At 49.6% G+C, this 8,973-nt stretch carries 11 protein-coding genes; all 11 read right to left on the bottom strand.

All coding sequences use genetic code 11. The features are described from left to right. Positions 1 to 977 (bottom strand): class I adenylate-forming enzyme family protein (locus tag Q0Z70_RS12290; RefSeq protein ID WP_298074935.1); only part of this gene is annotated, 977 nt, incomplete at its 3' end. A gap of 10 nt (positions 978 to 987) precedes the next feature. Then, positions 988 to 1,224, bottom strand: coding sequence for an acyl carrier protein (locus Q0Z70_RS12285; protein ID WP_298074933.1), 237 nt, complete (start codon positions 1,222 to 1,224; stop codon positions 988 to 990). Between the two features lie 33 nt (positions 1,225 to 1,257). Further along, complete coding sequence (locus tag Q0Z70_RS12280) at positions 1,258 to 2,004, bottom strand: SDR family oxidoreductase (protein ID WP_298074932.1); 747 nt, start codon at positions 2,002 to 2,004, stop codon at positions 1,258 to 1,260. A 97-nt stretch (positions 2,005 to 2,101) separates the two neighbouring features. Next, positions 2,102 to 2,395, bottom strand: a complete 294-nt coding sequence (locus Q0Z70_RS13585) for a VOC family protein (RefSeq protein WP_366807316.1) — start codon at positions 2,393 to 2,395, stop codon at positions 2,102 to 2,104. A gap of 2 nt (positions 2,396 to 2,397) precedes the next feature. Continuing rightward, entirely contained in the window at positions 2,398 to 3,957 is a 1,560-nt protein-coding gene (locus tag Q0Z70_RS12275; protein WP_298074931.1) for a Coenzyme F420 hydrogenase/dehydrogenase, beta subunit C-terminal domain, read from the bottom strand. Further along, positions 3,893 to 4,201: a 4Fe-4S binding protein gene (locus Q0Z70_RS12270; RefSeq protein ID WP_298074929.1), complete on the bottom strand. Its 309-nt coding sequence runs from the start codon at positions 4,199 to 4,201 to the stop codon at positions 3,893 to 3,895. The genes Q0Z70_RS12275 and Q0Z70_RS12270 overlap by 65 nt, the downstream gene beginning before the upstream one ends. Before the next feature lie 144 nt (positions 4,202 to 4,345). Then, positions 4,346 to 5,560: a UDP-N-acetyl-D-mannosamine dehydrogenase gene (wecC, locus tag Q0Z70_RS12265; RefSeq protein WP_298074927.1), complete on the bottom strand. Its 1,215-nt coding sequence runs from the start codon at positions 5,558 to 5,560 to the stop codon at positions 4,346 to 4,348. A 26-nt stretch (positions 5,561 to 5,586) separates the two neighbouring features. Further along, positions 5,587 to 6,540 (bottom strand): MraY family glycosyltransferase, encoded by a 954-nt coding sequence (locus Q0Z70_RS12260; RefSeq protein WP_298074926.1) that lies wholly within the window; start codon positions 6,538 to 6,540, stop codon positions 5,587 to 5,589. Between the two features lie 399 nt (positions 6,541 to 6,939). Next, entirely contained in the window at positions 6,940 to 7,584 is a 645-nt protein-coding gene (locus Q0Z70_RS12255) for a sugar transferase (protein WP_298074924.1), read from the bottom strand. Between the two features lie 191 nt (positions 7,585 to 7,775). Beyond that, positions 7,776 to 7,925: a hypothetical protein gene (locus tag Q0Z70_RS12250; RefSeq protein WP_298074923.1), complete on the bottom strand. Its 150-nt coding sequence runs from the start codon at positions 7,923 to 7,925 to the stop codon at positions 7,776 to 7,778. Between the two features lie 50 nt (positions 7,926 to 7,975). Then, the gene (locus Q0Z70_RS12245; RefSeq protein ID WP_298074921.1) at positions 7,976 to 8,809 is read right to left on the bottom strand and encodes a hypothetical protein; all 834 of its coding nucleotides are present in this window, start codon (positions 8,807 to 8,809) and stop codon (positions 7,976 to 7,978) included. Positions 8,810 to 8,973: the final 164 nt, after the last annotated feature.

Here is an 8,973-nt window from a genome sequence, read left to right as displayed (position 1 = left end):
CCGAGACGCTCTCCGCTTTCATTGAAAACGGCGATCTCGGTATTCGGAGACGGGCGACCGGCAGTCATCAGATGCGCAGCTTCATCGTGAAAACTGACGAAGGCACTGCGCGACGCCTCCGTCAGCCCGTAGTGCATGCAGATACGAGTATCGGGTAACAAGCGCATTAACATCTCTTTTTCTTCCAAGGGCATGAACGCGCTGCCTATTTCAATATATTTCAGCTGGCCGGCATAGCTGCCGATGCGCTCCCCGCTCATCTTCCGCAGATAGGCCCAGCTGGCCGGAACCATCCCGAAGCCGGTCGCCTTGCACCGTTCCATCTCGCCGAAGAATCTCTTCATGCTGGCAAAACTCCCCAGCAATACCAAAGTCGCCCCTTTCACCATGACGCACCGCAAACGCCCCAACCCGAAAGAGTGGCTGACGGGCAGCGCCAGCAACTCTACATCGTCAGAAGAGTTTCCGATGAACGCATTGATGTTCTCAGCCGCCGCCAGCAGGTTGGAGTACGGCAGGATCACCCCTTTGGGCAATCCCGTCGTTCCGGTTGTAAACAGAATGTCGGCATGGTCCGTACTCTCCGGAAAAACGGTATCGAAACGTTCCTCCGAATGAATTTCCGAAAAGGCCTTTACCTCATGGCTTCCGCCATGTCGCAGCTCCCCGACTATCAGCGACGGCTCTGCACAACCGACAATCCTTTGCAGGCGGAAGGCGTTGGTCTCGGGGTCTACCGGCACGCATATCATGCCCGCAAGGTGCGCACCGAAATAGGTGTAGATGAACTCTACGCTCTTGCTTGCCGATAGGACGACCCTGTCGCCTTTCTTCAATCCGCAACCGCGGAAATACGAGGACGCTTCTTCCATCCTCTGCCACAATTGCGCATAAGAAACCTCCGTCGTCCCCGCTATAATGGCAGTTTTCTCGGGGGAGACCTGTGAATGCCGAAAAATAAACTCCTCGATAGTCATCTCTTGTTTCTTATTGCAATTTCGCCTCGACCGCCTTCACGATGTCCCGCACGTCCTCAAGCTCTATTATTTCTTCCGGATCAAGTTCTATATCAAACTCGTCTTGTATATTTTGCAATAGGTTCATGTGTCCCAAAGAGTCCCATGCCGGGAAATCCCCGATGCTGGAATTGTCATTGATTTCGGAGACACCTATCTCCAAGGTGTCTGCAATAATCCCGATGATTTTTTCTTTTACATTGTCCATGTCTTGATGATTTTATGATTTGATAATTTTTACTCACATGGAACCGTCCACCCGAATGACTTGCCCATTGATGAAGGACGCACGCTCAGAGGCCAGGAACAATACTGCCTCGGCTATTTCCTCAGGCGTCGCCAGCCGGTGCAACGCAGAGGCTTGCCGCATGCTCTCTTTCGCCTTTTCACCCATACTGTCCGCAAAACCGGTCGATGTCAGCCCGGGTGCCACGGCATTGCAACGGATGCCCATGGCAGCCAACTCCTTCGAAACGACTTTTGTCAGCATAATGACTGCCGCCTTGGAGGCTCCGTACACGGAGTTCCCAATCTCGCCGTCCATCCCGGCTACGGAAGCCATGTTCACGATAGAGGCGGGCCGTCCTTTCGACAAAAGGCCTTGCAGTCCCTGTATCATCATCAACGGGGCGATATAATTCACCTGCAGTATCCGGTGGATATCTTCCGCCTTGACGAATGGCAGCAGGGACAGATGAGGGATACCCGCATTGTTGACCAAACAGTTCATCGGCCTTTTCAGCCCCTTGATGACTTTGATGCCCTGCTTAACGGCGGATTCATCGGACAGGTCGAAATATAAGGGGATTACCTCTACCTCGTTCCGTTCGGCGATGCGCCGGAATGTGCGGCTTGTCTCTTCCGTCTCCTTCCGGCAACAGGCGACGATGTCTGCCCCCGTCGCGGCAAACAGCTCCGCTATCGCCAATCCTATTCCCCTGCTGCAGCCCGTTATGACCGCAGCCTTGCCTCGCATTTCTTCTTTCATCTGATTTCTATAATTTCAATTAATCCAATACCTTTTTTTATGAGGAAACATACCAAGTTATTATAAAATGCGTTAGAAGGTTTAGGAGTTGATACAATCATAAACTTTTTCTTTCGTAATGCAGAAATTGCCTGTTGCATATTCTGAACAGCATAACACATATGATATGGAGTAGCTCCCATTTTTTTATAATCGTATTTATCGGGGATTGCTCGTTATAAGGCATTAATAATTCCAATATTACCGGATTTTCTTTGTGCTTAAGGAGACATACATATACATTTTGTTCCGGATCGTAAACTTCTACATATTTATAATATCCTATACTTACATAAAATGGAATACTGGTTGCAAAATCGCAAACGGCAATTCCTATGTGGTGCAAGCACATATTTACATTTTCCATAAAACGTTTGTCTTGGTGATTTTAGCCGGATTCCCGGATACGATACAGTTGGCAGGGAAGGAAGATGTAACGATAGAATTAGCACCAACTACAGTTCCGTCCCCGACTTTAATACCTGGCATAACCGTTACATTGGAACAGAGCCACACATGTTTGCCGATATGCACTGGAAGAGAATTCCGATACCCATAAATTCCGATTGCGTGACCGCCATTGTTATCTCGAATCGTTACGGCCCTACCTACCATCGCCCATTCATCTATAAAAATTTTATTCTGGCAAATGATGCACAAATTGATATTTGCCCAAGGACCGCGTTCAACCGTCAATTCTCCTGATCCAAAAATTTCTATATTCCCGCCATACCCGTATGACCAAGAGCCGTTTACATTAAATATGGCGCCGGATAACATTCTAAGTCGCGTTTCCAAACGCGTATGTTTATATACCGAAGTCCCTATCGTCAAAGAACCTTTCAAATTGAGATGTGCTTCTTTTGATATTTCAATATCGCAAAAACGAGTAACATAAATAACTCGCTCTTTGGATAAAGACACGCCTCTTACAGCAGGATGCAGAAAATTTAGATGCAAGAATTGCCATATTGGTTTAGGTCTCAACCGTGCTAATTTTGCTTCTTTTATTATTACCCTTAAGATGTTTTTTATTTTTGTTTTTATATCATTTCGAGGGAAATATTTTTCTGCAAGTTCAACAAAATCAACATTTTGTAAATCTTGATAAAACTTTTCGCGGTTGATCTTTGTGTCGTTCATAAGCGACTTAACCAATGCCTGATTGCCGGCAATAACATTTTCAAGTGTGTCCGTTGATGTCGTTATTTTTTTTACCTCTGAAAAAAACGCCTCCCCTTTCTTGGAATTTATAAGGACTACCGAAGTGCCAAGATCATCGTCCAATTTCCCTGCTTCCGTTTTTTTGTTATACCAATAATCTCCTATCGAAATATCCGCCACACGAGGAAAGCTCTTGAATCGGCATTCAAAACAAGAAGGGCGGGTTATGGCGCTGGTTCCTATAAACATTCGGGTAAAAGCGTCCGTATCTCTTGGCCCATAATAAGTCTGTCCGTTTTCAAGTGCGACTTTCAATGTTAATTTCTTCCAACCTAATTCCTTGCTTTTATGCTTAATATATATAATTTTCGAGCTATATTTTCTTTCCAAAGACTCCAAATACTTGCGGAATACCATGGGAGAATTTATCCCCCGACATATTAAATCCACCGTTATCAAATTATCATAATCGCATTTCAAATAAGATTTCAAGGCGGCAATTTGACAAGGAAGACCACAAATCAATACTTTATCGCCTCTTTGTAAAATGGATTTAACCTCTTTATAGAAACCTGTCGCATCGCTTTGTATATATTTGGAATTTCTCAGTATTTTCAAATCCTCTTTTTTGTCGGATATATATTGTTTTGCCGAGAAATTATCGGTAAAAATTGCGCCCCCGACATTAACCGTTTTCTTTATATATTGTATCGGCAAACGCAGTGAACATACCGCCAGATGTGCTGTCAAAACGTACTTCAATATTTTTATGGTTGGCTATGACAACTTTGGGTTTTTGATAATTACCGTTATCAAGTTTATTGGTAATCGGACAGGTTTTCTCGCACAATCCGCAGTCGATGCACTTGTCCCTGTCGACTTTCGGGTACCAGAAGCCCTCGATATCCGTCTCGAATGTTATGGCGTCTTTGGGGCAGATGTCGCCGCAAGCATTGCAGCCGCAGCAATCGACCTTATTCGTAGTATTTATCATAAATATCACATTTGAATTTATGTACTACCCCTAACTATGAATTTTCGAATTTATCTCCAAAGCTGTATATCTCATAAACACGCTATGTAGGAAATATATGTATGTAATTTAATATCGCACATGTTTAATTTATTCTTCAACTAATCAAAGTGTATTTGATTTTCTTATTCCACAGAAATCGAGAATGATTTTGTCATCGTGTTTGGGCAGTGTCTTGAACGGGTCGTGCGCCACCATGAAAACCACGATATCCGCCTTTTCGTATGCCTCCCGATAGTCGGTCAGCTTGAAAACATTGTGTTCTTTTACATTCGGTTCCACGACCAGAATCTGCGCATTGTTGCAACTCTGCATCACCTTCGTCGTAATGTATTTCGCAGGAGATTCGCGCAGGTCGTCGATATTCGGTTTGAATGCCAGACCCATCATCGCCACGACCGGCTTACGGTGGTGCGACAGTTCAAATTCCAACATGGCATTCCGTACCTTCTCGGCGCACCAGAACGATTTATAGTTGTTGATTTCCCGTGCCGTGCCGATGATTTTCGACTCCATCGGAAAATCTGCCGTGATGAAATAGGGATCTACGGCAATGCAGTGTCCGCCTACACCGCAACCCGGTTGCAGGATATTGACACGCGGGTGTTTGTTCGCCAAACGGATGAGTTCCCACACATCGATGCCCGCCTTGTCGCAAATCAGCGACAACTCGTTTGCAAAGGCAATCTGCACATCGCGTGAAGAGTTTTCCGTCAGTTTGCACATCTCCGCTGTGCGGGCATTCGTTTTATGCAGCGTCCCCTGTACGAATTGCGAATAAAATCCGATAGCCTTTTCGGTCGATTCAGGGTTCAGGCCACCGATGACGCGGTCGTTGTGCACCAATTCATAAATCACATTACCCGGCAACACCCGTTCAGGGCAATAGGCAATGTAGATTTTCCCTTCCAATTCGGGACGTTCCGTGAAAATAATTTGCGCCATCGCTTCGGTCGTGCCAATCGGCGAAGTCGACTCGATGACGTAGAGATCGCCCTCTTTCAAGTAAGGAATGACGGAACGGGTCGCGGCTTCGACATAGGAGACATCCGGTTCGTGGTTGCCCTTGAACGGCGTGGGTACGACCATGAAATAGGCGTCGCTCGTTTCGGGATGCGTCGAGGCATGAAGCATACCCGAGGCGATGACCTCTTTCAATAAATCGCCCATGCCGGGTTCGATAATATGCAATTCACCGGCATTGGTTTTCTCTACCACGGCGGGATTGACATCCACGCCCGTAACGTGAATGCCGTGTTTGGCGGCAATGATGGCTGTGGGCAGGCCGATATAGCCCAACCCCATAAAACATGCAGTCATACGTTTATTTATTATTTAGTTGTATTCTAATATTCCCTGTCCAACCGTTCTCTGCATTTGAGGAACCATTTGGAGTGGCCGACGTGGGTGCGGTCGCCGAAGCGGAGCAGGGCGCGGTAGAAACGCGTGTCGCGCTTGCGGATGCGGGTGAGAAGTCCGTACAGCCCGAAGGTAACGCCGATGCCCGTGAGCAGCACGGCATAGAGCTGTACGTCGATTGATGCGCCCAGTGCGTAAGCCGTCCACCATACCCCTACGACCAGCATATTCAGCAGGATTTCCGTGCAGGTGGTGCCGATGTGCGAGAAGTGGAACTCAAACAGCAGGTGATGCAGGTGCGACTTGTCCGGTGCGAACGGAGATCTGCCGTGCAGCATCCGTACTGTCATCACTCTTAACGTGTCGAACACGGGTACGGCAAGCACCGAGAGCGTGAACGGCACGAGCCCCAGATTTTCGGCCCGGGCGGTCTCTGCCGCCACATCGCCGTGCAGGCAGTCGAGGACGAAGTACGTCATGACGGTTCCCATCAGCAGCGTGCCCCCGTCGCCGATGAACATCTTGGACTTCAATCCGAAGATGTTGTGGCACAGGAACGGTATCAAGGCTCCGATGCAGGCGGCGGCGAAGAAAGCTCCTGCCGTCCCTCCGAACGAGGCGAAAAATACGCCGAATACCGTGCAGACGAAGATGCAGTAGCCCGAACACAGTCCGTTCACCCCGTCGATCAGGTTTATGGCGTTGATGATGCCCACGCCGGCAAAGACGGTCAGGCATACGGCAAGCCCCTGGGGCAGCCGGCCGACGCCCCACAGTCCGTGAAAATCGTTGACGGCGAAGCCGGTAGTGTATATGAGGGCGAGCACGACGAGAATTTCGATGAGAAGCCGCAGGCGAGGGGAGAGTCCCAATATGTCATCCATTACACCTATGTACAGCATAATCATCATGATACCTGTCAGGGGATAGACCTTTGACATGTCGCAGAATATCCCGCCGACGACCGTCGCGGCGAGGATGCCGAAGGCCACGGCGACACCGCCCAACACCGGCACCGGTTCCTTCTGCAGCTTGCGGGCATTCGGATTGTCGACGATGTTCTTGTCAACGGCTATCCGCAGGACGTACTTGAAGATCCACCACGCCGTCGCGAAGGAGACGAGGAACGATACGGCAGTATATAACAGCGAATCCGGGCCGATCATACCGTCGTATTATGCTCGTTTTGAGGAAATTCCCCCCCCCCTCAAAATCTTGTTCGGCCCGGTTTCCCGCAACGAACAGGCTCATCATCACTGCTCCGAATATACAGCCCGCTGCAAAGGCGAGTGCAACCCATAATAGTGTCATATCCGTAATATTTATTTATGTAATGTCGTTTAAAACTTTTTCCCAAACACGATTTTGAAGAACGTCATCCAGAGGATTTTGAAATCAAAGGCCCAGGAACGATGCTCCAGATAGAAGAGGTCGTAGCGCAGGCGGCGGAGCATCTTCTCGATGGTGTCGGTGTAGCCGTTGTAGAGGGTGGCGTAGGAGGTGACACCCGGACGTATCTGGTAGAGGTAGCGATAACGGGGATCGCGCTCCATAATCCGGTCGATGTAGAACTTGCGCTCAGGACGAGGTCCGATAAAGGCCATCTGGCCGCAGAAGACGTTCCAGAGCTGGGGAAGTTCGTCGAGATGGTGCTCACGCAGGAACTTGCCGATCTTGGTCATGCGTTTGTCCTTGCCGCCGGAATACAGGGCAGGGCCTGCCTTCTCGGCATCGGGCTTCATGCTGCGGAACTTGTAGATGTAGAACGGACGACCGAAACGACCGATACGCTCTTGCTTGAAAATGGCAGGTCCGCCGTCTTCGCGCTTGACTGCAATGTAGCAGAACAAAAACAAAGGAGAAAAGACAATCATGGCGACTAAGGCGGTCAGGCAGTCGATAACACGCTTGGTGTTTCGTTCGAAACCATTCATTCCGTCGGGGATGAAATAGTCATCTCTTTCAATGTTCTCAAAATCTACCATAATACAGATTTTGTGTGAGTAGATAGTCTTTACTTGGATGTCTGTGGGGTGTCCGATAAAGCTCTTTGGAGCTTCTACGGTGTCTCTGAGTTGGGGCCGACGTAAAGCCGGTGCGGGAGTTGGTTACTGCTAAAAGGATAAAAATCGGCCCGTGTGGCCCGCCTGCAACATCCTCTTCGAGTAGTTTTTCATTATCTATATATCGTGCGACGTTCTATTTCTGCCACTTTGTAAACAGAGTAGCCGTAAGCCGCCCATACCCCCGTATCTTTACTTCGGTATAGATGGATATATTTGCTCTCTGCGTTGAAACATTCGTTGAAGATGATGATCTCTTCCATGATGAAATCGTCATTTGTTCGAACAGGGTCACGATCCGTTGTCGTTCCGTCTAATTCCCGGTGCATTCCGCCAGTGTCTCTCGCAACATCCCGTAGGCCTTCCGCGCGTAGGGATTCAGGTCTTCACGCCGGGTCAGTTCACGAAGGATGTCAAGGGCGTAACCCTTCTGCCCCCGATGCGCCAGCCACCTGTCATCCAGAAACAGCGAGAGCGGATGGAGCGCCTCAAGCGCCTTTGTCGGGAATGAGGAAACGGTTCTCGACAGCACCCGCTCCACCACGGGAAGCAGCCTTCCTGCATTGCGGGGATTCCATACCGTACCTGTCCCGCGAAGGATCGAGAGCCGGCGGAGTGTCTCCGGGGAATCGATATCCGCGGCTTCCGGACGGTTTGAGAGTTCGTCACGCCATTCCGCTACAGCCGAACGGGCCGCATCCGCAAGCTGCCGTGCCGCCAGGTATGAGCCGCGTTCTTCCCAGCGGATTATCTGGGACACAGCGTAGGTTGCCTTGTAGCCGACCTCGCCTGAGAACCACTCCTCGCAGTACCGCAAGCGCAACGCATCGAGCGCACGCTCGTCGAAAGGACCGTCATCGGCAACACGTCTCAGCAGCGCGTACCAGTCAACCCATGTGTAAAGTTCGCGTGGGTCATAGCTCTCCTTACTGGCCTCCATATCTCGCAGCAGGGCACGGATGCGGGTGTACACCCCGGAAAGTTCCCTGTTCATAATGTCAGGGCTGCTCACACCACCGAGGGCCTGCCACCGGTAAAACAGGTACATGCCGTAAGCTCCGGCTTCGGCGGGGTTTCCCGTGTCGACCGGGTGCAAGACGTGCAATTTTTCCTGTATGCGTGATGCGGGTTCTATCATGATGGTCATGCTTATTTGTATACTCTTCCGTGCGGGTACTCCGTAAGACTGCACGGCCGGAAGGGTCTATTCCACTATCTCTATCAGATCGGGGCTGACCTCCACCGCGGCGGTCAGGAAATTCGGGATTTCGACCAGCAGCTGTCTGCGTTTCGAGCCGCGTGCCGAAAGCA

The sequence above is a fragment of the uncultured Bacteroides sp. genome, from assembly GCF_947632445.1.
Taxonomy (GTDB): domain Bacteria; phylum Bacteroidota; class Bacteroidia; order Bacteroidales; family Bacteroidaceae; genus Bacteroides.
Note: the sequence above shows the minus strand (reverse complement) of the source record. Positions and strands in the feature narration are given on the sequence as shown.